Origin of the sequence: uncultured Maricaulis sp., from assembly GCF_963976135.1 — a bacterium.
Classification (GTDB): Bacteria; Pseudomonadota; Alphaproteobacteria; order Caulobacterales; family Maricaulaceae; genus Maricaulis.
This window is the reverse complement of record NZ_CAXBKN010000008.1, coordinates 24633-45979: the sequence shown is the minus strand read 5'-3', so window position 1 is coordinate 45979 and position 21347 is coordinate 24633. Positions and strand designations below refer to the sequence as shown.

At 61.2% G+C, this 21347-nt stretch carries 20 protein-coding genes and 2 tRNA genes; 7 read left to right on the top strand and 15 right to left on the bottom strand.

The genetic code is table 11. The features are described from left to right. A partial coding sequence (locus AAC023_RS02165) for a hypothetical protein (protein WP_339737649.1) occupies positions 1–404 on the bottom strand: 404 nt, incomplete at its 3' end. Between the two features lie 172 nt (positions 405–576). On the opposite strand from AAC023_RS02165, the gene AAC023_RS02160 reads away from it, so the two are divergent. Genes AAC023_RS02160 through AAC023_RS02150 form a run of 3 tightly spaced genes read left to right on the top strand, consistent with a single transcriptional unit; the run spans position 577 to position 4599 of the window. Then, positions 577–1887, top strand: a complete 1311-nt coding sequence (locus tag AAC023_RS02160; protein WP_339737647.1) for an MFS transporter — start codon at positions 577–579, stop codon at positions 1885–1887. After that, positions 1871–2269 carry a peptide-methionine (R)-S-oxide reductase MsrB gene (msrB, locus tag AAC023_RS02155; RefSeq protein WP_339737645.1) on the top strand — a complete coding sequence of 133 codons (399 nt, stop codon included), beginning with the start codon at positions 1871–1873 and terminating at the stop codon, positions 2267–2269. The genes AAC023_RS02160 and msrB overlap by 17 nt, the downstream gene beginning before the upstream one ends. Before the next feature lie 47 nt (positions 2270–2316). Next, complete coding sequence (locus AAC023_RS02150; protein WP_339737643.1) at positions 2317–4599, top strand: S9 family peptidase; 2283 nt, start codon at positions 2317–2319, stop codon at positions 4597–4599. Positions 4600–4674: 75 nt separating this feature from the next. Here AAC023_RS02150 and AAC023_RS02145 read toward each other — a convergent pair whose 3' ends face one another. The 9 genes from AAC023_RS02145 to AAC023_RS02105 form a co-directional block, all read right to left on the bottom strand. Then, a complete protein-coding gene (locus AAC023_RS02145; protein ID WP_339737641.1) occupies positions 4675–5292 on the bottom strand; it encodes an energy transducer TonB in 618 nt (205 codons plus the stop codon). 383 nt (positions 5293–5675) lie between these two features. Continuing rightward, positions 5676–7211: a tetratricopeptide repeat protein gene (locus tag AAC023_RS02140; protein ID WP_339737639.1), complete on the bottom strand. Its 1536-nt coding sequence runs from the start codon at positions 7209–7211 to the stop codon at positions 5676–5678. 139 nt (positions 7212–7350) lie between these two features. Then, positions 7351–7968: an energy transducer TonB gene (locus tag AAC023_RS02135; protein ID WP_339737637.1), complete on the bottom strand. Its 618-nt coding sequence runs from the start codon at positions 7966–7968 to the stop codon at positions 7351–7353. A 12-nt stretch (positions 7969–7980) separates the two neighbouring features. Continuing rightward, positions 7981–8385, bottom strand: coding sequence for a biopolymer transporter ExbD (locus AAC023_RS02130; protein ID WP_339737635.1), 405 nt, complete (start codon positions 8383–8385; stop codon positions 7981–7983). Between the two features lie 17 nt (positions 8386–8402). After that, entirely contained in the window at positions 8403–8813 is a 411-nt protein-coding gene (locus AAC023_RS02125) for a biopolymer transporter ExbD (protein WP_339737633.1), read from the bottom strand. After that, the gene (locus AAC023_RS02120) at positions 8810–9346 is read right to left on the bottom strand and encodes a MotA/TolQ/ExbB proton channel family protein (RefSeq protein WP_339737631.1); all 537 of its coding nucleotides are present in this window, start codon (positions 9344–9346) and stop codon (positions 8810–8812) included. The genes AAC023_RS02125 and AAC023_RS02120 overlap by 4 nt, the downstream gene beginning before the upstream one ends. A 14-nt stretch (positions 9347–9360) precedes the next feature. Next, on the bottom strand, positions 9361–10749 hold the full coding sequence (locus AAC023_RS02115) for a MotA/TolQ/ExbB proton channel family protein (protein ID WP_339737629.1): 1389 nt from the start codon (positions 10747–10749) through the stop codon (positions 9361–9363). A 24-nt stretch (positions 10750–10773) separates the two neighbouring features. Continuing rightward, entirely contained in the window at positions 10774–11520 is a 747-nt protein-coding gene (locus AAC023_RS02110; RefSeq protein WP_339737627.1) for a DUF3450 domain-containing protein, read from the bottom strand. A 618-nt stretch (positions 11521–12138) separates the two neighbouring features. Continuing rightward, positions 12139–12213, bottom strand: a tRNA-Gln gene (locus AAC023_RS02105). 256 nt (positions 12214–12469) lie between these two features. Here AAC023_RS02105 and AAC023_RS02100 point away from each other — a divergent pair. Then, a tRNA-Pro gene (locus AAC023_RS02100) sits at positions 12470–12546 on the top strand. A 189-nt stretch (positions 12547–12735) separates the two neighbouring features. Next, positions 12736–14520 (top strand): signal peptide peptidase SppA, encoded by a 1785-nt coding sequence (sppA, locus tag AAC023_RS02095; RefSeq protein ID WP_339737625.1) that lies wholly within the window; start codon positions 12736–12738, stop codon positions 14518–14520. Positions 14521–14589: 69 nt separating this feature from the next. Here sppA and AAC023_RS02090 read toward each other — a convergent pair whose 3' ends face one another. Next, positions 14590–15843 (bottom strand): DUF3667 domain-containing protein, encoded by a 1254-nt coding sequence (locus AAC023_RS02090; protein ID WP_339737622.1) that lies wholly within the window; start codon positions 15841–15843, stop codon positions 14590–14592. Between the two features lie 70 nt (positions 15844–15913). After that, positions 15914–17548, bottom strand: a complete 1635-nt coding sequence (locus AAC023_RS02085) for a peptide ABC transporter substrate-binding protein (RefSeq protein WP_339737620.1) — start codon at positions 17546–17548, stop codon at positions 15914–15916. Positions 17549–17679: 131 nt separating this feature from the next. Between AAC023_RS02085 and AAC023_RS02080 the strand changes: the two genes are divergently transcribed. Both AAC023_RS02080 and AAC023_RS02075 read left to right on the top strand, forming a co-directional pair. Then, positions 17680–18288 (top strand): hypothetical protein, encoded by a 609-nt coding sequence (locus AAC023_RS02080; RefSeq protein ID WP_339737618.1) that lies wholly within the window; start codon positions 17680–17682, stop codon positions 18286–18288. Between the two features lie 20 nt (positions 18289–18308). Further along, a complete protein-coding gene (locus AAC023_RS02075) occupies positions 18309–19010 on the top strand; it encodes a hypothetical protein (RefSeq protein WP_339737616.1) in 702 nt (233 codons plus the stop codon). A 140-nt stretch (positions 19011–19150) separates the two neighbouring features. On the opposite strand, the gene AAC023_RS02070 is transcribed toward AAC023_RS02075, so the two are convergent. Genes AAC023_RS02070 through AAC023_RS02060 form a run of 3 tightly spaced genes read right to left on the bottom strand, consistent with a single transcriptional unit; the run spans position 19151 to position 21262 of the window. After that, the gene (locus AAC023_RS02070) at positions 19151–20059 is read right to left on the bottom strand and encodes an ABC transporter permease subunit (RefSeq protein WP_339737614.1); all 909 of its coding nucleotides are present in this window, start codon (positions 20057–20059) and stop codon (positions 19151–19153) included. After that, entirely contained in the window at positions 20059–20991 is a 933-nt protein-coding gene (locus AAC023_RS02065; protein WP_339737612.1) for an ABC transporter permease subunit, read from the bottom strand. Before AAC023_RS02065 ends, AAC023_RS02070 begins: the two co-directional genes overlap by 1 nt. 55 nt (positions 20992–21046) lie before the next feature. After that, the gene (locus AAC023_RS02060) at positions 21047–21262 is read right to left on the bottom strand and encodes a hypothetical protein (RefSeq protein WP_339737610.1); all 216 of its coding nucleotides are present in this window, start codon (positions 21260–21262) and stop codon (positions 21047–21049) included. Between the last annotated feature and the right edge of the window lie 85 nt (positions 21263–21347).

Below are 21347 nucleotides of genomic sequence, written 5' to 3'. Positions count from 1 at the left end.
TCCCGGTCCAGCCAGACCAGCACCAGCGAGAGTGCGAAGAAGGGCAGCGCCATCATGAACAGCATCGGGCTGAACGCATAGCCACCGCCGGGGGCGAAGGCGACCGGGGCGTTGATCCCGAGCCAGGGCGAGAGGTGGAAGACGAGGGCGCCGCCTGTGACCCCGGCGGAGATCAGGGCACCGAGGCCGCGCAGGCGGCCGGTGAAGGTGGCGAGCAGGATGAGGGCGGCGGCGGTGATCTCGCTGACGCCGACGGCGAGGCGGATCACCGGCTCGAATAATTCAATGCCGGATGTCGCGGCGATATAAGCGAAGACCGGGTTGGCGGCGCCGAATTTCTGCACGCCCATGAAGAGCAGGAAGGCGGCGACAAGGATACCAAGAAAAGCGGGTCGATATTTCATGTCATTCGCTCCAGACAGTGCGGAAGAGTCGGGTCTTTTGTCCCGGGAGTGGTTCGAGAAAACTTGCTTCACAGCAGCATGTTGCTAGACAGTCCATGATGCCAGTCACATTCACTTACCAAAACAATGATATAATCGTGATCGCCGTTGCAACCTGATTGAAGCTCTGTCCTTGCCCCTGTTTGAGACCCTCGCCCGCAACCGGAAGCTCCGGCTTCCGCCCTTCGGTGCCTATCTGGCATTGGTGGCCTGCTGGTTCTTCAGCTTCGGGCTGCAGACCACCCTGTTTCCCGGCGTCATCACCTTCACCCTCGGCGAGAGCCCGGAAAGGCTGGGCATCGCCCAGGCGGCCCTGACGGCGCCGATGATGTTGCTTCTGCCGCTGGCCGGCGTGCTGGCCGAACGCCGCGACCGGCGCGGCATCCTGTTCTATTTCTACATTTTCGCCGGATTGAGCGCGCTGGCCCTGGCCGGCCTGCTCTTCACCAACCGGCTCTCCTATTGGGCGATGGTGGGCTTTGCCCTGCTGATCGGTGTCGCCGGTGGCTTCGTCATGCCGGCCCGCGACAGCGCCATCAATCCGGTCGTGCGCATCACCGGCCAGACCCGCCATGGCCGGGTTGATTTGCAGCGCGCCGTCGTCCTGACCTCAACGGTGCAATTCGCCTCGCAGATCGCCGGCATGGGCGTGGGCTATTTCGCCGCCTGGACCGGGCCGGCGGCCCTGTTCGCGCTGCAGGGTTTCGGCCTGGTCATGGGCGGGGTCGCCGCCGCCTTCATCCCGCGCCTGGTGTCCAATCGCGGCCGCTCCACCGCCCACCCGCTGGCCGATCTGGTCGATGGCTGGCGTGCCGTGGTGCATTCGCCGGTGCTGATGCCGATGACGGCGATTATGGTCGCGATCGGTTTTCTCGTCGTCGGCGGCGGTTTCCTGGTGCTCATCCCGCTGCTGATCCGCGAGACCTATGGCGGCGGTTTCCAGGAGATTGCCAGCCTGATGGTCTGTTTCTGGCTCGGCGCCCTGGCGGCCAATATCGCCCTGGTCAAATTCCGCCAGATCGAACGGCCCGGCCGCGCCGTTGTGCTGGCGCAATGCGTTACCGTGCTGGCGCTCGGCGCCTTTGCCCTGCCCATGCCGCTGTGGACGCTGTATCTGCTGGTCTTTTTCTGGGGCCTTGGCGCCGGTGTCGCCATCTCGCTGAGCCGTTCGGTCGTGCAGGAACAGGCGCCGCCGGCCAAGCTGGCGCGGGTGATGTCGGTCTATCAGCTCGGCCTGTTCGGCGGCATGCCGGCCGGCGCTGTCATCATGGGTTTTGTTGTCGGCGCGACGGGTCCGCATATTGCCGCGCTGATCCCGATGGGCGGGCTGGCGCTGGTCTTGCTGGTCATCAGCCTCACAACCCCCATATTATCAGTCAGACGCGCTGGCCATGCCATCGCGGCCATGACTGGCGAGGAAATCGACAATGCCCCGGCTGAATGAAACAGAGATTGCGCGCCTGCGGGACGCGCTCGACGCCACCACCGAGGCGATTGCCTTTGCCGAAGGCACCGAACCCGCCTTCTCCCACCCGCTCAATACCGAAAAGCGCGCCGGGACCTATCATTGCGCCGTCTGCGGCGAAGCGGCCTTCGCCTCGGACCATAAATACGAGTCCGGCTCCGGCTGGCCCTCCTTCTGGCAACCGGCCGCACCGGATGCGATCGAGACCAAGACGGACTACAAGCTGCGCTATCCGCGCACCGAGATTCACTGCGCCAATTGCGGCGCCCATATGGGCCATGTATTTTCCGACGGTCCACCACCGACCGGCCAGCGCTATTGTACCAATGGCGGCGTGCTGGATTTCAAAGCGGATGCGTAGCAGAACCAGTGGCCAACGCTAAACCAACGGGTAATCAGGGGGGAATAATGACATCACTTACAGCAAGCCAACGGGTGATTCGGATCGGTGCGGGGCTCGTCGCCCTGCTCGCCGCAGCCTGCAGCCCGGAGACCACCATGACCGCTGACAATACAGCTGCGACGACGACCTCCGCCCTGATCGACCGCGCCCGCGGGATCGAGGCGCCGATGGCCGAGCAACGTCCTGTCGAGATTGAACAACTCGGCTTCACCCGGATCGATGAATACCAGTGGATCAAGGATGAGAACTGGCAGCAGGTAATGCGCGAGCCCGAAGTGCTCGACGCCGATATCCGCGCCCTGCTCGATGCCGAAAACGCTTATATAGACACTGTGATGGAGCCCACAGCGGGCCTGCAGGAACGGATTTTCCAGGAGATCCGCGGCCGCATCAAGGAAGACGACAGCTCGGTGCCCGAGCGTGACGGCGATTTTGAGTATTTCAGCCGCTACCGCGAAGGCGGCCAATACCCGATCTATTCGCGCCGCCCGGTCGATCCGGTCACCGGGGAAGCCAATGGCGACGAAGAAATCCTGATTGATGGCGATGCCGAAGCGGCCGATTTCGACTATCTCGATTTCGGCGAAGTCGAGCACAGCCCCGACCATCGCTATCTCGCCTATGCCGTTGATATCCGCGGTTCGGAATATTACGAGGTCCGCATCAAGGACATCGCCACAGGCGCGATCATCTCAACCCTGACTGACGAATCCACCGGTGATTTCGTCTGGGCCAATGATAGCGAAACCCTCTACTGGATCTGGCGCGATGATAATGGCCGCTCGGTGCGCGTCTATCGCCAGCCGCGGACAGGCGGCGCCAGCGAACTCGTCTATGAAGAGCCCGATGCCGGTTTCTTCCTGTCGATCGGCCTGTCGGACGGCGAGAATTACGTTGTTATCAATGCCGGCGGTCACACCTCCAACGAGATCCGCCTGATCGACGCCAATGACCCGGCAGCCGAGCCGATGCTGATCGCGCCGCGCGAGGAGAATGTCGAATATTATCTGACAGAAGCGCCCGATCGCTTCTATTTCCGCACCAATCTCGACGGTGCCGTCGACTTCAAGATCATGTCGGCACCGCTTGATAATCCGGGCCGTGAGAACTGGGTCGATGCCATCCCGAGCCGCCCCGGCGTGCTGGTGCTCGATCTGATTGGTTTCCGCGACTGGCAAGTGCGTATGGAGCGCGAGAACGCACTGCCGCGCATTGTCGTGCGCGAATATGCAACGGGAGCCGAACACCAGATCGATTTCGCCGAGGAAGCCTATTCGCTCGGCGTCTCGGCCGGCTATGAATATGCGGTCGATCTGATCCGCTTCTCCTATGAGAGCCCGTCGACGCCGGAAGAGACTTACGATTACAATATGCGCACGCGGACACGTGTCCTGCGCAAGCGCCAGGAAGTGCCGTCGGGGCATGATCCGGCCGATTATGTCGTACGCCGCATCATGGCGCCGGCGTCGGACGGGGCCCAGATCCCGGTCACCATCCTCCACCATGCCGACACGCCCATCGACGGTTCTGCGCCGCTGATGCTGTACGGTTATGGCTCCTACGGCATCACTATACCGGCCGGTTTCCGCGTCACACCGCTCTCGCTGGTCGACCGCGGCATGGTCTATGCGGTCGCCCATATCCGCGGCGGCATGGCGGGCGGCTATCAGTGGTATCTCGACGGCAAGCTGGAGAATAAGGAAAACACCTTCTCCGACTTCGTTGCCGCCGGCGAGGCCCTGGCCAGCCAGGGCTATACTTCACGCGGCAATATCGTCGCTTATGGCGGGTCCGCTGGCGGCCTGCTGGTCGGCGCGGCAATCAATCTCCAGCCGGACCTGTTTGCCGGTGCCATCGCGGCCGTGCCCTTCGTCGATGTCATCAATACGATGTCGGACGCCGAATTGCCGCTGACCCCGCCGGAATGGCCCGAATGGGGCAATCCGATCGAGAGCGCCGAAGACTATCAGACGATGATCGCCTACAGCCCCTATGACCAGGTTCGCGAAATGGCCTATCCGCATGTCCTCGCGACCGGCGGCCTGACCGATCCACGCGTCACCTATTGGGAGCCGACCAAATGGGTCGCGCGCCTGCGCGACCGGCGTACCGATGACGGGCTGACCCTGCTTCGCATGAATATGGGGGCCGGCCATGGCGGCGCTTCGGGCCGGTTTGACAGCCTGCGCGAGACCGCCATGAACTGGGCCTTCGCCCTGATGACGGTCGGCCTGGCCGATGCCGAAGTCGAAGCGATTGCGGCCGAGCCCGCTGCAGCCGCGGAATAGAAAAACCCGCTGCGACCTGGGTCGCAGCGGGCCTTTTCCGGTCGAACGGGGCCATCCGTGACGCCCGGAAAATGCTTATTCGTCGAGACGGAAGACCAGCTGGGTGGTCGCACCACGGTGCATGACTGGCTGCCCCTCCTGTACCTGGGGACTATAGCGCCAGCGGGCGACCGCGTTCACCGCTGCGCTCTCGAACAAAGAGCTGGAACAATCGAGTGGGCGCACATTGGCCGTTGTGCCCTGCGGCGTGATATCGAACAGAACCGTACACTGCCCCTCCAGCATCCGCTCGGCAGCCCGAATGGGATAGCTTGGCTGTACCCGCACAATCGGCACCGGTTCGCGTGAGGTGATCACGATGCTGCCGGGGCCGCTGATCTCGGAACGGGCGATCGCGGGCATGACCGCACCGCCCACAGCATCAACGGCATCCACCGGTCCGGCATTGGCCTCCATCACCGGGGGCGGCGGCGGCGGGGCAACTGGATCGACCAGGATCATCTCATCGATAAAGGTTGGCGGTGTCTCGACCGGCTCGAACCTGATGACGATGGACGGCGCGTCGAGCTCGGGCACCTGATTCACCGGGCCGATATCGATCAATTGCCGCATCAGCAGGAACAGCGCGAGCGTGATAATGGCCGCTACGGGCAAGAGAACCGGTAGTCTCAAAGTCTGGAAACTGGCTGTCATCGGACAGACCTCCCCTTGGACAGCGTGCTGCACGGCCCCGACAGACATTGTCCCTCGACCCGCTCCTGTCCCGGAGGCGGTAACCGCAAACCGGGATGAGCGGGTGCGACGCAGAGCTACAACACAGCCCCGCGCCGCCAGGAAAGCGTGAACGCGTGAGGCGGCGAAACCACGGCAGAAGCAGGGGGGATTGTGACCATTGCTGGGTCATTTCCCGCGAGCGCCAGCCAACCAGGGCCCCGATCAGTGCAGGCGCGCTGTTGGCATGGTGATTGGCTGCGGCGCTCACGCCCGCAGGACTGGCCAAGAAAAACGCCCCGGCCAAAAAGCCGGGGCGTGGTTCATCTTGTCATATCTGCCGGAAACAGATCCGGCGGCCTCTGCTAGCCAGCGTCTTCGGCTGCCTCACCCTCTGCAGCCGCAGCCGCAGCGGCAGCAGCCTGCTGGGCAATCGACTCGCCGAACTGATTGTAGAGATCAGTACAACGGGGCGGGACAGTGATGAAGATGCGGCCATTCTCGTCGATCGTGCCAAGCAGTTGAGCCGTCTCCATGAGATCAGCCACCCCGAACTCGCACTCATCGCGGCGAACCCGCTCACGGATACGGACCCGATCAGCCTCGGCGCGGATCACACTGTTGATATAGGTGATATAGCCACTGGCTGTGGCGCGCGAGTAAGGATAGCGCGTGCCTTCCTGGAAGGCTGCGAGCGCCGACTGCCGGCGATCCAGCTCCAGCCGGACATTGCCCAGCAGGGTCCAGGCGGTACCGGGACGATCGAGGCCACCACGGTTGAGGGCTTCCTCGAACGCGTTCTCGGCTTCCGAGAGCTGGCGCTCCTGGAACAATGCTTCGGCCAGTTTCAGATAGTCATTGCCGTCACCAGACAGCTGGGCCACCTGGCGAAGCACCGGAATGGCACGCTCCCATTCGCGAGCCTGACGCCACATATTGGCGAGCAGGTTCAGATTGCGCTGGCTGCGTTCGACGACGCCGGCATTCATCTCACGCTCGAGAATAATCGCGCCGCGATAGGGATATTCGAAATAGCTGTAATACTGAGCCAGCGCTTCGACCTCACGCCCTTCGGTAAACATGCCATTGATATACATGATCTTGTTGGCTTCGAACGCGTCTTCCTCGCGATCGACCTGGGCCAGAAGAGAGGCGTAGGACCGCCAATTGCTCTTCTCGGCCGGCCAGCGCTGAACCATTTCTTCGACGATCCCCATTTGCTGGGGAACCATGTCGAGTTGCTGATAATAGAACAGCATCAGGCTGTAATCACCGCGCTGACGGTCAGCCGACGGGATCATCGCCCAGAAGCGATTGGCCCAGGCAAGACCTTCACGATAGCGTTCGGCCTGGCCATAGGCCTGGGCGAGCATGCGTGCGAGCGGTGCATTGACGATTTCAGTGCCACCATCGGCGACCGCACGTTCGAGGGAGGCAATCCCCCGCGTGTAATCATCGATCGTGATATAGAGCTGGCCGATATTGATCCGGTAGCTATTGACTTCGCTGGGCAGCATCGCGCCGGTGGCGATGGCCGCTTCCCAGTCCTGGATCGCCTGGGAGACCCGATCGGTGTCGTAATAGGCACGGCCGCGCAATTGCAGCGAAACGGCCCGCTCATATGGATTGATGCTCGAAATCGCCAGGGCCCGGTTCAGGGTCGTGATCGACGCGGCATACTGCTCAGCCTCTTGTTGCGCCAGGGCTTCCTGGACGATCTCCCCGACCGCCGCCGAGAATACCCGGTCCGCAGCATTCTGCTCGGATTGTTCATCCGAACGGCGCTCGCGTCTTTGCGCATCCGCTGTCGCGAAAACACCACCGGTCAACGACACGGCCATCGCGAGCATGGCAAGCTTGCGGGTTACCCCAGTCAGATCGAAACCGCTAAAACGGATCATCGATGGCTCCTTCATACCAGTCCCGCTCCCCTGGACAGGCTTTCACAAACTGTCTGGGTGGCCCCGGTCCGGCGCTCACCCGCTCCCGCAGTCGTCAATGGATGAACGTGGTGGGCCACGCTCATCCATCGCCGTATTCCTATTCCGAAAGGCGGAATTCGAACTGTGTTTCCACGTTCACGCGCGACACTGGCACGCCATCCTGCACTTTCGGGCTGTAACGCCAGCGTTCGACTGCACGTTCTGCAGCGCGTTCGAACAATGAACTGTCGCAGGCGATGATCCGGATATTGGTCGGCGTGCCATTGGCGGTCACGTCGAACCGGACATTACACGTCCCCTCTGTTCCGCGCTCGAGCGCTCGCATCGGGTATTGTGGCTCAATCCGGACCAGTGGCTGGGCATCACGGTCAGAAACCGAAAAGCTGACACTGTCGCTATTCAGCTGCGGCGCCGCGAAATCCGGAATCGCACCCATCACCGTCGCCAGACCTTCAGTCGGCTGTTCAGCCCGCTGACGGTCGATCTGTGGAGGCGGTGGCGGTGGCTCGACCTGCTGCACGTCTTCAATCGTCGTATCCCGACGGCGAGCCGCGATGTCCTGAACCTCGTCATTGATCGAGAAGGACAGCTCGTCGGCATTGGTTTCCGGTGGCGCGCCCTCGGTAAAGATCAGGCGGGTCATCAGCAGGAAGAGTGCGACCGTCACAATGGCGGCAATCGGAACCCCGCCGATGAGGCGAATTATGCTTCCCATAATCAGTCCTCCCTAGTTTTGTAACGTCGAAATCTTGACTTCGACACCCATTTCCGTGAGCAGATCCTGCACGTCGAGAATAATGCCGATATTGGCAGTCTCGTCGCCCTGGATCATGGCCTCGCCCTTGGGATTCTCTTGCAAGAGTTGCTCGATTACCCCACGCAGCTCGGCCATCTCATAGGCACGGCGATTGACCCAGATCTCATTGGTGGACGTAACTGCCACCAGCATGGACGGGGTTTCACGCTCCTCGGTCATGGCATCAGGACGGACCACCGTAATGCCCGGCTCCTTGATGAAGACCGAGGTGACGATGAAGAAGATCAGCAGAATGAAAACAACGTCGAGCATCGGCGTCATGTTCAGTTCGACTTCTTCTCCTCCGGTACTTACGCGGCTAACACGGCGCGCCATATTGAACCTCCCCGGTCCTAACCGTTTTCTTGGTTGCGCTGGAGCGAAACCGGAATGCCATTGGCACCCATCTCGTCCCAGATCTGGACAATGATACCGTGGTCGGCTTCATCCTCGACATCGACCAGAACCGCGCTGCCCGGATCTTCCGAGCGGAAACGATTCACGGCCGACAAGACCCGGTCCACATCCGTCCGGACCTGGTTGACGAAGATATTATTATCCTCATCGACCTGAACCAGGATCGGCGGCGAAGCCGGCGTATTGCTGTCTGGCGGAGTATCCGCCGGTGGCCGCATGTCGATCCCCTCTTCCGAGAGGAAGGTCGCAGTCACGATAAAGAAGATCAGCAGGATAAAGACGATATCCAGCATCGGGGTCATGTTGACCTCGGCCTGGTCGTCCGTGTGCTTGGCCCGACGTCTCATGACTGAACTCCTTCGCCAATTTCGAGCTTGTCAGCCAGGCGCGCAACACGGCGCTTGGCGAGAATCTCGATCTGGGTCGCGAAAATCAGTCCGGACAGGGATGCCACCATCCCTGCCATGGTCGGGATCGTGGCCCGGGAAACACCGGCCGACATGGCCTGTGCGTCCGACGAACCCGAAATCGCCATGACGTCGAAAACCGAGACCATACCGGTCACTGTTCCCAACAATCCGAATAGCGGGGCAACCGCGACGAGGGTTTTCACCAACTCGACATTCTGGTCACAACGCTGCTTAACCTCCGAGATGAGCTGGTCGCGGATCGCATGGGCATACCAAGACTTTCGGTCTGACCGTGCTGACCACTCCCGCATCGCCGCACTCTCTTGTCCGCCAAAGGCGAAGTAGAAGTAGGCGAAGCGCTCGAGGATGAAGGCCCACATTACAAAGGTCGTTATCATGATAACAACCAGAACGGGGCCTCCGCGCTCGAGGAACTCCTGAAGGCCGGTAGTTACGGCCTGGAAATCCATAACGCTTCCTCCGATTAGCCTTGGCCGCGCTCTTCAGCGTGCCGTGCAACCATGCCAGCAGCCTGCTCTTCAAGCACTTGCTGCACGCCGCGAGCGAAGCTCTGCGCGAAGCTGTGAATGAACAACAGCGGAATGGCGGCAATAAGGCCGAGAACCGTGGTCATGAGCGCTTCGGAAATACCGCCGGCCATGATTTTCGGATCGCCCGTACCGAACAATGTGATCTGGGTGAAGGTCTTGATCATCCCGGTCACAGTACCCAGCAGACCCAGCAGCGGCGCAATACCGGCTGCCAGTTTCAGGAAGTTGAGGCCGAATTCGAGCTTTGGCGATTCCTGGAGAATGGCCTCGTCGAGCTTCAATTCCATCGTCTCGACATCTTTGTCCTTGGCAGCTTCATAAGCCATCATGACACGGCCGAGCGGATTGCCCTTGCCGGCTTTTGACTTGCGCTTCTGACCATTGACGGCTGCCTGCGTGCTCAACAGAGCGAACATGCGGAACAGACCGAAGGAGGCCGAGATCGCCAGGAGACCGATGATCACCAGGCCGACCATGCCGGACTGATTGATGCGCTCTTTCAGATCCGGGACGTCCTTGTAGATGTCCAGCAGGGCACCACGCGACGGATCGACAACGCCCATGACGATCTCGTCCGGGTCGGCATTGAAGAGGGTCGACGCAGCGGCAATCAGATTGCCTGGCGGCTGGGTTGGAAGGTCGGACAGGGCCCACGCACCGGTGGTGTCGTTTTCCTTCCAGCGCGCAAAACGCTGATTGTTGTTATAGCTGGTGAAGGCAATGAAAGGTCCGACGCGAGTCACCGGAACCGGCTGGCCATTGCCAATGCCCGTCACCATGGAATCGAAAGTCACGACGCTTTGCTGGCCGATCATTTCGTCAATGGCGCGACGCCAGATGAAATCCAGCTCCGAACGGGTTGGAAGCGTGCGATTGGTCGCCAGGGTTTCAAGCGCTTCGGCACGGCCCGGGAATTGGGCAGACACCAGGGAGGCGTTGATGATGGCGGCAAATTCGCCGGCAGCCTGACGGGCCGCACCGAACAGCTCACCAAACGCACCCTGGCGCTGGCGAAGCTCGGTCGCGAGAACGTCGATTTCAAGCTGGTTGTTTTCGAACTGGGCGGTCAGCGTTGCTGCCTGCCGTTCCAGGGCGGCCATTTCGCCACGAGCCTGGCTCAACAGGGCTTGCTGCTGATTCGTGCTGCTCTGGAATTCACGCAGGCGAGCCTGGTTTTCCTGGCTGGCTTCGCGGGCATCACTGCGCACGCGATTCAGAAGTTCGCTGATTGATCCGGCCGGCTGCGTCTGTCCGACAGCTCCGGCAGTGAGCGCCACACCCATCGAAACGGCGGCGGCGAGTATCTTAAAGGTGGTCTTCATCGCTTAACTCTCCGTTCCAATCCGTTACTGCGCTACCGTCGGCCCTGGAAGAGGCGCGAGGAAGACAGACGGGGTGGTGACTTCTTGAGCGATCCGGATTGCGCGGGTCACATTGGTTTCGTAGCTGCCCGGAAGCGCAACCCAGTCGCTGCCACGCACATTGCGCATGGTCATGCGGCCATCAGGGTATTTGCGGATCATGGCGACACGGCCGATCTGCAACACAGTCACATTGACCGGAATGCCGTCCTCGAGAATTTCTTCATCATAGGAGTTCAGCGAACGGCCATAGGACGCTTCGATTTCATAGGCGTTCAGGATGACGCGATAGCGCTCAGCCGGGGAGATGTCCGGGCTGTCGATCAGCTCATAAAGACGCTCGATCCGGCGAAGCCGGCCATTTTCGCCTTCAAGGCGGAATGGAAGGTCGAGATTCACGAATTGCTCCAGGTTCTGGACCATTTCGCGCATCATCGGCGCCAGGTCGCGCTGGATGTTCTCGACGCGATCGATCTGCTGTTGCAGCGACCCCATCTCAGCTTCCTGCGACCGGATAAACACCTGCTGCTGCTCAACGAACAGCCGCTGCGATTCGATCTGGTCGAGCAGGGCACGGTATTCGAGTTCGATATCCGTGCGCTGGTCATCCAGCTGGTCAATTCGGGATTGCGTCTGCGCACCCTCGGTCGTTCCCTGACGTGCCGTTTGCAGCACGGGCGCGAGTTGCGCAGTGGCAACCCCCCCGACGGCGCTCGCCGCAACCGCCGCCATGAGCGACGCGCGAACCATTTTCTTCAAGTCCACCATTTCTCGCCTCACAATGGTAATCGCAGGGCGCCAATACGGCTCCCCGCCCACATTAATTCGATGCTAAACCGACAAAAGCCTGCCGGATTGGCCCCCTACCCTAAACTCAAGCGGCGCGCTGGCCGCCCTCGGATAACCCGATTAGCGTTCAATTCTGCACGGATGGTTACCGTAGCTGTCTGTTACAGCCCACCCAGAAACCGCGATGGTAATCCCACCGTCTCATCGACACATGCGCGCCTTTGAAATCCGGTTGGACGCTAACACTAGCCAAGCGTTACGATCAATACATCATTATGGCTGGAATGCGACCAATCGCGCTCCTAAAGCAGCATTTTTCCCCTGACGCGCTTAAATATTTGGTGAAGCTCGCCTGCTGAAGGCAGTAAGTCTTTAGCCTGGCACCGGAATGCGGCCCCGAGCGGGGTTTTGCCCTCACAGGCACTTCACAGCTGTGTGATACAGACATGCAGCCAGGAGGTTCGATTCTCGACCGACCTTACGGAATCGTCACGAAAACCGGACCCGGCGCCGCCTGGCCCCGGGATGATTCTCTGGATGATGGACTGAATTGAAGACGGTTGGCTGGGGCGCCAGGATTCGAACCTGGGAATGCCGATACCAAAAACCGGTGCCTTACCACTTGGCGACGCCCCAACCGGATCCGCCAGCTGCGACGGAGCGGGCTAGATACCGAGTCGGGCGGGCGGATGCAACGGCTCTATGCGGTGAGCGGCGGACGGATTTGCAGCTCGTTCCCGGGCAGGGCGATGAAACCAGCGCCCACACCACCGGTTCGGCCCGGCCCACGGCCCATTCTGTATCAGCGTGCACGCCTGTCACAACTGGGCTGGACGCTGCTGTTTCGGCGTTGCAGGGACTGACTGGCTTGGCTATAAACCCTGCCTCGGTTCGGAGTATAGCTCAGCCTGGTAGAGCACCGTCTTCGGGAGGCGGGGGTCGCAAGTTCAAATCTTGCTACTCCGACCATCTGGCCCCACCCCGCCCATGGACATCGTTTTCCATTGCCTCCGGCACCGGCCCGGGGCCCGGCCGGGATGGCTGCGCCGCCAATCCCTCATAGCTGTACCGTGCCATTGCTCTATCAAGGGTCTGGACAGGACCGCTTCTTGCACGGATTGTCCGGTCAAACCTGTACCCGCTTTGGAAGGCCCCGCGATGAAACAGTTCTGGATTACATTCTTTGGTTCGATTTTCGGCGTTGTCGTCGGGTCTGTGCTCGCACTGGTGCTCGCCGCCTTCCTGATCGCTGGCATGCTGGCATCGGCTGTTGCGGGCTCCCGGACCGAAACCACCCTGCCCGGCCAGGGTGCGGTGCTGGAGATCGACTTGCGGGAGGCGCGCCTTGATTCGCCCTCGCGCTCTCCTTTCGCCTTTGCCGAACCGCTCTCCGTGGTCGACATCGTCCAGACGCTGGAGCATGCGGAAACCGATGCCGGAGTGGCTGGAGTCTTTATCCGCGCCAATGAATTTGGCCTGTCTCCCGGCATGGCCGAAGAAATCCGCCATGCCATCGCCGATTTCCGCGACGCCGGCAAATTCGTCATCACCCATGCACAGGGTTTCGAAGGCACGTCTGTGACCGCCTATTTCGCCGTGTCGGGTTCTGATGAAATCTGGCTGCAGGACACCGCCAATTTCACCCCGGCGGGCCTGGCCTCGGAAGTCCTCTTCCTCGGCGGCCTGTTTGAACAGTTCAACGCCGAGGTCCAGTTCGAGCAATTCTTCGAATTCAAGAATGCCGCAAATGTCTATACCGAGACCGGCTTCACCGACGCCCATCGCGAGGCCACTCTCTCCTATATGAATTCCATCTTCGATACAGCGATCACCGAAATTTCCAGTGATCGCAGCATTAGCGCTGACGCCCTGCGCGGCGTGTTCGAGACCGCACCGCATTCCGCCGAGGATGCGGTCGAGCGTGGTCTGGTCGATCGCCTGGGCCATGTTGTCGACGCCCGCGAATCAGCGCTCGCCCGCGCCGGATCCGGCAGCCAGATCCTGGCGATCGAGGCCTATCATTCGATGCTCAACCCCTGGAGCAATAATCCGGCGATCGCCCTGATCGAAGGCCAGGGTGCCATCGTCACCGGCAACGCCGCCCAGAGCCCGTTTGCCAGTGGCGGCGGAATTGGCAGCGACAGCATGTCGGACGCGATTCTCGAAGCCGCCAATGATGCGAATATTCGCGCCATTCTCGTCCGGGTGGATTCGCCCGGCGGGTCGGCCATTGCTTCGGACCAGGTGTGGAATGCCATCGAACGGGCCCAGGAGGCCGGCAAGCCGGTGATTATCTCCATGGCCTCGATGGCGGCATCGGGTGGCTATTATCTCGCCGCGCCGGCCGACTATATTCTCGCTCACGCCACCACGCTGACCGGCTCTATCGGTGTGCTGGGCGGCAAGGTCGCGCTTGAGGGCACATTCGAGATGGTCGGCCTGCAATCGGAGTCGGTCTATGTCGGCGGGGAATACGCCACGGCGTTCTCCGGCCAGCAGGCCTGGACCGAAACCCAGCGTGACGCCTATCGCGCCCAGATGGCCGAGACCTATGAGGACTTCACCCAGCGCGTCGCCGATGGCCGCGACCTGCCGCTCGAACGCGTGCTCGAGATCGCCCGCGGCCGGGTGTGGACCGGTGCCCAGGCCCTCGATCTCGGCCTGGTCGACGAGATTGGCGGCTTCCGCAATGCCGTCGATGCGGCGCGCGAACTGGCCGGCATCGCACCGGAATCCGATGTCCGCCTCGTCCGCTTCCCGCGGGAACAGACACCGCTCGAGGCCTTTTCAGCCCTGTTCGGCATGTCGGCTGAAACGGCGGAAACAGCAGCGCGGGTCAATGCGCTGCTCGAACTGCCCGAAGTACGCTCCGCCCTTGAGGCGCGCGCCCGGCTCGGCTCCGGCCAGGCGCAATTGCGCACGACGGCACAGCAGCCGAACTGACCCGAGGGTTGGATTGAAGACTGATCAGGGGCCTGCAGCACACGCTGCGGGCCCTTTTTCCTGCCGGACTCAGACCGACAGCATCCCGATAATCAACAGGATCAGCATGCCGAAGGAGAGAATGATGCCATAGGAAATATCCATGAATATCGTCCGCAAAAGGGACGAGAAACGGCCATGCCGGTAGACGACGCGATGCAGCCGGTAGAGGTAATAATTCGACCAGACGACAAAGCCCGCCCCGGCCGGTGCCGGTCCGATCACCGAACCCAGTGCCAGCACCAGGATAAAGCCGAAGAAAAGCACGGAATGGAAGTGGAGCGAGACGACCAGATGGTCGTAGAAGAAATAGCCGCGCTTGTAGAAATGGGTGATCGCCAGCAAGAGGGCATAGATCGGCAACAGGCCAAACATCAGCCTTGGCGCCCACACCTGCATCGACGACACCACTGATGCGCCGCCATCATCGATAATGCGGTCGGCCTGGTCGGCCAGACGCTCGCGGGCCTCGACCGGCAATTCGTCAAGGCCGCTAATCTGCACCTCATCCGTCTGGGATGAACCGGCGGCATCGGGTGCACCGGCGCCATTTCCTGCCCCGTCATCGTCGGCATTGGCGACAGGCGCCGGCAACAGGGCTTCCCGGATCGCGCGTTTCAACTCATCGGTCCCGACGGATTCTCGCGCGGCCCGCTCCTCGGGAGTCTCATTCGGGTCGGCGGGCGGGGCCAGCGCCTCCGATCCACGCGCGATCTGCTCCGTGATCGCGGCGCGTTGCGCCTCCGATATACCCTGCTGCTCGAGCTGATCATTGAGCTCGTCCAGCGGAATTTCACCGACCGCCGTATCCATGGCCTCCCGGGCACCGATGGACAGGATCTGGGCATCGGGATTGCTCTCAAAACTGTTGAAGGCAAAAACGATCAGGAAAAAGAGAACACTCGCTGTCAGATACAGCCTGAAGGGCATCACATAGCGGGCGCGGGCGCCGGAGAGATATCGCCGGGTCAGCTTGCCGGGCTGAAACATCAGCGGCGGCAGGGTGCGCCACAAACGCCCCTCGAGCCCGAACAGCCCGTCGAGGACATCGAGCAATAAATCCCAGATCGGCCGGTGATAGGTTTCCGCGGTCTGTCCGCAACTATGGCACACCGGACCAATCAGCTTGGTGCCGCAATTGCTGCACAGGCCGGCGGCATAGGCCGGCTCGAATGCCGAGGGTCGGACGCGCTTCTTGCGCCGTGATGCGTGAATCGCATCACCCAGCTCACCGCCCGCTGAATCGGCAATAATCGCGTCTGAAATACTGTCGCCGCCTGACATGAGAGCCCCCCAACCTTGCTCGAATTCAGCTCAAGCTAGGTCGGGAGGCCCTCATCTGACAAGCGCGCGATTATTCGGTCGCAGTTTCGGAGCGATCGATATCGGCAAAACACAGGTAACGCGTACGGTGGATATCGGTCAGATTGTCGACCCATCCGGTAACGCGTGGATTCACCAGGTTCTTGTTGACGTAATAGACAAGCGGAATGATCGGCATGTCATCGATCAGCATTTGCTCGGCCTGTGCCAGCAAGCCGGCCCGAACGCCCAGATCCTGCTCCCGATTGGCCTGCTCCACGAGTGCGTCATACTCCGGATTATTATAGCGGGAGTAATTCATCGGCACCGAACGGAACTCGCCGAGGAAGAGGAAATTATACGGGTCGTTATAGTCGGCGATCCAGCCACCATCCGCGATCTCGAAGTCAGAGGCGCGCAGATTGTCGTAGTGAATCTGGGTGTCATTGACGATCAATTCCGGCTGGACCCACTCGGCAATCGCCGACCAGTCATTCTGGACGACCGGCGCGACGCGCGGATTATCCGCAGTCGCCCGGTAGGTGTATTCAAAGCGGAATGGATTATCCGGGCCATAGCCGGCCTCGGTCAGCAGTTCGCGGGCCGTGGCGCGCCGCTGTTCCACCGGGATATCGGCCCAGCTGGCTTCCACACCGCTGACATAATTGTCGATGCCCGGAGGGACCAGCGAATAGGCCGGCAATTGTCCGGCGCGCAGGATTTCATTGGCGATGAACTCCCGGTCGATCGCCATGCCCAGCGCATTGCGCACGGACGGATCAGAGAATTGCTCCAGCGTCGTGTTGATGGAGAAATACACTGTGCCCATATAGGGATGGACGCGCACATAGTCGGGGATTTCCCGGCGCAGGAATTCCATCTGCTGACCCGGGAATTCCATATTCAGGTCGAGTTCGCCATTACGCACCCGCCGCCCGGCCGCACTATTGTCGACCGTCGGGTAGTAATAAACCTCGTCAATGCACGAATTGGCATCATCGAAGAAATAGGAATTGCGGCTGAGATGGACGAAGTTATTCGTGCGCCAGTCGATCAGCTTGTAGGGGCCGTTGACCTCGATATTCTCGGGGCGGACCCACTCATCACCGAATTGCTCGACGATGTGCTGGGGCAAGGGGAAGGTCGTGTAGTGGGTCAACAGGCCCGGCAGATAGGGCGCCGGGTTTTCCAGATGGATTTCCAGCGTCCGGTCATCAACCGCTATGACGCCAATCGCCTCCGGTGGAGCCTCACCGCGGCTGACCGCCGCCATACCGACGATTGGATAGAGCAGGGAAACATATTGCGCACCGGTTTCCGGGTTGGCGATCCGGCGCCAGGCATAGACAAAATCGCCCGCCGTTACCGGCTCGCCATCGGACCAGTATGATTCACGCAGGTGGAAGGTCCAGGTCAGGCTGTCGTCGCTGACTTCCCAGCTCTCGGCCATGCCCGGAACCGGGTGCGCATCGGGGTCTTCGGTGAAAAGGCCGACGAACATGTCGCCGATGATATTGTTTTCCCAGGTGCCGCTGGCCTTGTGCGGATCGAGCGACAGGGGCTCGGCATTATTGCCGCGGTGGATGACCACCTCATCGGATGGCGGAGGCCCTTCGCCGCCACAACCGGCCAGAGCCAGAGCTGATGCGGATGCGAGCATGGCGAACAGTAATTTAGTGCGGGTCACGATTTCGGTCTCCCCTCCCAAGGTATCCAAGCGATTCGCTGATGGTCTATCTAGCGCAACATCATCTGCCGGTCGACACTTGCCGACGCGTCGCGCATAGTCATCTCCATCCTTTAGATAAGCGTGTGAACATGAACACTCGATTACTGCTTCTCGCAGCCGCCATTTCCCTGCCATCACCGGCGCTGGCGCAAACGCCGGGCGCGCCGCTCGATGACCTCTTCGCCTGTGAATCGATCGCCGAAAATGCCGCGCGCCTGACCTGCCTTGATGCCGCGGTCGCGGCCCTGCGCAGCGAAGCGGCTGCCGGCAGTATTATTGCGGTCAATCGCGATGATGTCGAAGCGGCCGAAGAGGCCACCTATGGCCTGCGGATTCCCGGTTTCAGCCTGCCTTCCATGCCGCGATTGGGCATGCCGCGTGGCAGTGCCAGCGATCTTGCCGCCGCCGGTGCGACCGATCCCGCCTCGGGCAATCGCGCCGTGTCACGCGATGAGACCGGTCAGATTGACCGGATCGACAATCTGGCGATTGCCAGCATCAGCTTCAATCGTTCGCGGCGCGCCGTCGTCACGCTGGCCAATGGCCAGGTCTGGCAACAGCTGGATTCCGACTCGACCCATATCGCGCGCAGTATTGATGCGAGCGAGGGCGCCAGCATTCGCAGCGCCGCGCTTGATTCCTACATGATGCGCCTCGGCGAGAACGGCCGTTGGTTCCGGGCCCGGCGCACGCAATAACCCACCAGGAGTTGGTTTACATGATGACCTCACGTCTTGCCCTGATCGCCGCGCTGAGCGGCATCGCCGTACTGACGCCCGCCACCGCGCTGGCGGACGATCCGGTTGCCGATATTCTGGCCTGCCGCGCGATTGAGCCGATCGAGGCCCGCCTCGCCTGTTTCGACAGCGCCGCCGCGACCCTTGCCTCGGCCCATTCGAGTGGCGATATCGTCACCGTGATGCGCGAGGATGTCGAAGCCGTCGAGCGTGACAGTTTCGGTTTCTCCATGCCGAGCCTGCCGCGCTTCCGCGTGCCATTGCTGGCCGGACGCGCCGAGGCCAATGTGCGCGATGCCAATACACTGGTTGCCGCTGCCGATGCCGCCAGCTCCAGCGGTGAGACCGCTGCAGCGTCTGCCGCGACGCCGAGCCCGGCGCCCGCAGCCACGAGCGATACGGCGACGGCGGCCGCAACCGATGTCCAGATCCTGGACCGCGGTGCCGACGGCAATGTCGACCGGGTCATGATGACCATCGCCCGCACGCGGACCGTTGGCTATAATACGACGATCTTCTACATGGAAAACGGCCAGGTCTGGCGCCAGAAAGATGATCTCACCGTTCGCCTGCCGCGCAATACCGAGGGTTTGACCGCAGAAATCCGCCGCGGCGCGATGAGCAGTTTCCTGCTTCGGGTCAATGGCCGCGGCCGTGCGATTGCGGTGGAGCGTCAGCGCTAGCGCCGGCACGGCCCGGTTTCATCCCCGGGACCAGACGACAGACAAAAGGGCCACCCGGATCGGGCGGCCCTTTTTTTTTCATGTCCGGTAGTGCCCGAACGCCTCGGGCTGACCGCATTGGTACAGCTGCGCCCCGGCGATCACCGATCCTTGGGATCGATGGCGTCGCGCAAACCATCGCCGATGAAATTGAGACAGAACAGGGTCACCATCATCGTCACCGCCGGCACAATCAGGGTCCAGGGGGCCACTTCCATGTCCTGCGCACCGGCCGAGATCAGCCGGCCGAGCGAGGTCAGTGGCTCCTGCACACCGAGACCGAGAAAGCTCAGAAAGCTCTCGGCCAGGATGACGACCGGAATCATCAGCGTCACATAGACGACGACCGGACCGAGCACATTGGGGATGATGTGGCGCTGGATGATCATCCAGCGCGAGACACCGGCGGCCTCGGCCGCTTCAACAAATTCCATTCGCTTCAGCGCGATCGTCTGACCGCGCACGATGCGCGCCATGGTCAGCCATTCAACGGCGCCGATCGCCACGAAGATCAGGATGATATTGCGCCCGAAAACCACCATCAGAATGATGACGAAGAAGATGAAGGGCAGGGAATACAGGATGTCGACAAAGCGCATCATCGCCTGATCGACACGGCCGCCGATGAAGCCGGCCGTCGCGCCCCAGGTCACGCCGATCACCAGCGAGACAATGGTGGCGACAATGCCGACCATCAGCGAAACGCCAAGGCCGACCAGTGTTCGCGCGACCATGTCACGGCCCTGGGCGTCAGTGCCGAAAAGATGCCAGTTCTCAAACGTCGGCGGCACCCAGACTTCTTCGCGATAAATCGTGTCGTAATCATGCACCCAGACGCCGAACTGGCCGAGAACGGCCAGCACGATCAGCGTGCCAAGAACAATAAGGCTGACGACAGCGGCCTTGTTCCGCATCAGGCGGGCGCGCGCGTCTTCCCACAGCGAGCGGCCGCGGACTGCGGCCGTTTCGATCAGTTCAGCCTTTTCGCCGGGTGTTGCAAGCGTGCTCATTATTCGTACTTCACCTTCGGATTGAGGACCCCATACAGCAGGTCCGCGACCAGATTGAGGACGATGATGAGGCTGGCGTAAATGATCACGACACCCATCACCAATGTGTAGTCACGCTGCAGGGCCGCATCGATGAAATGCTTGCCGATTCCGGGCAGCTGGAACACGACCTCGATCACCAGCGAGCCGGAAATCAGCGCCGCCGACGCCGGCCCGAGATAGCTCACCAGCGGCAGGATGGCCGACCGCAGGGCATGGCGGACAATGACCGCGGAGGGCGAGAGCCCCTTGGCGCGGGCTGTCCGGATGTAATTGGACCGCAGGACCTCAATCATGCTCGCGCGCATCAGCCGGGCTATGATCGCGATCTGCGGCAGGGCCAGCGTCACGACCGGCAGGATCAACCGGTCGGGTGTCATGCCGAGACGCGGATCAAGTCCGCCCGTGGGCAGCCAGCCGAGATACAGACCAAAGAAGAGCGCCAGGATCGGGCCCATCACGAAAGGCGGGATGCTGATACCGACCATGGCAAAGGTCATGATCGCGAAATCGCCGCCGGTATTCTGGCGCAGCGCCGCAACCGAACCCAGGAATGAGCCGGAAATCACCGCCAGGATCATCGAACAAATGCCGATTGTGGCACTGACCGGGAAGCCTTCTGCGACGATTTCGGCAACGTCCTTGTCACGGACTTTCAGCGATGGGCCCAGATCGCCATGGAATAAATTGACCATGTAATCCAGGTATTGCTTCCAGACCGGCTGGTCCATGCCATAACGGGCCATGAGGATTTGCCGCGTCTCATCCGGCATCGGGCGTTCCAGATCGAACGGCCCGCCGGGCGCGGCGTGCATCATGAAAAACGCGACCGCGATGATCACGAGAATCGTAGGGATGGCGATTAGAACTCGCCTAGAAATAAAACCAAACATGCTGAATAGAGCTCAATCCGAGTGTTGCTGCAGTTTCAGGCTGGCAGCCGCGATGTCAATGAAGCCTATGTCGCTGCATCGCAGCATCCTCGACGGACAAGGGCGGAACAGCTGCAGTTCGGGATGCCTGCGGCTCGGTCACCATCAATGCACCAGCGAGCTGGGCAGCCGCAAGTAGCAACAGCATCCATCCGATGCGCACAAGGCGCTTGCCTAGAAACCGGGCGACGTCCAAATTCCCTACCTCGAAATCAAACCAATCCTCGGTCACGCAATTTCCGCGCCGTCCGTGAACGAGCGTGATTTGCGTGTGTTCGCGACGGCACTAGAATGCGTAGCATGAGAACCGGAAGGGC